At 31.6% G+C, this 1,198-nt stretch carries 1 protein-coding gene; it reads left to right on the top strand.

All coding sequences use genetic code 11. The features are described 5' to 3' along the window. Nucleotides 1-525: 525 nt before the first annotated feature. Nucleotides 526-747: a hypothetical protein gene (locus ACYVBS_RS14600; RefSeq protein ID WP_460824495.1), complete on the top strand. Its 222-nt coding sequence runs from the start codon at nt 526-528 to the stop codon at nt 745-747. Nucleotides 748-1,198 lie beyond the last annotated feature (451 nt).

Genomic DNA, 1,198 nt, shown 5'->3' on the forward strand with positions numbered 1-1,198 from the left:
GTAGGATACCTAATTATCTTTATACTAAAAAAGGATAGATCACTACAACTATACGTAGATTATAGATAACTTAACGATATAATAGTTAAAAATAGATACCCTTTACCCCTAATTAAAGAACTATAGAGTCGATTTAGAGGCACTATATAGTTTATAGCATTAGATATACGAGAAGCCTATCACCGGATACGCATCAAGAAAGGAGAAGAATAGAAAACCGCATTCAGAACGAGATTTAGACTTTATAAATACTAGGTTATACCTTTTAGATTAACTAACGCACTAGTAATATTCTAAGTATTTATTAATAACGTACTACGCGAATATCTAGATATATTTATGATAGTATACTTAGATAATATCCTTATCTTTACTAAAGGAAGCCGCGAGGACTATATGGAAAAAGTCAGAATAATACTTAAGCGACTATAGAAGTATAACCTATACCTCAAAGTATCAAAATGCGAGTTTTACAGACAAGAAGTCAAGTTTCTAGGACATGTCATATCGACCAAAGGAATCCAGATGGACCCGGACAAGATCAAAGCAATTGACGAATGGCCTACACCGACGACAGTGAAAGAAGTTCAGCAGTTTCACGGACTTGCGAACTACTACCGACAATATATCCACCGATTCTCAGCAATCACGAAACCATTGACGGAACTATTCAGAAAAGGAAAAGAATTCCTATGGACCAAACGGGAAGAATCAGCATTCCAAGAACTAAAAGAAAAGTTTAGATAAGGAGATATGTGATTATACTTCGACCTAGACAAAGAAGTATATATCGATACAGACGCATTAGACTACGCTATTAGAGCTAGGTTATAATAAAAAGACGAAAACGGAAAACTACAACTTATAGTATACTATACTAGGATAATAACACCTACGGAATAGAATTACAATATCTATAATAAGGAATTATTAGTAATTATTATTATATTTAAGAAATAGAGATAAGAATTATAAGGAGCTAAATACCAAGTTATAGTAATAAGTAATCACCAGAACCTGATATACTTTATGACCATAAAGGAATTAACTTAACAACAATCAAGATAGTATATAGAGACCTTGGCGTACTATAACTTCAGGATATAATATTATAAAGGAATAGAGAATACTTTTATAGATATATTAAGTAGACGACTAGATTTAATAATAAAAGAAAGAGAATATAGGGCAATCTTAT

This window comes from Lysobacter olei, from assembly GCF_054777355.1.

What these genes read in the sequence shown, in the direction of transcription:
- ACYVBS_RS14600 (WP_460824495.1), top strand. Translation starts at nt 526, where the DNA reads ATGGACCCGGACAAGATCAAAGCAATTGACGAATGGCCTACACCGACG.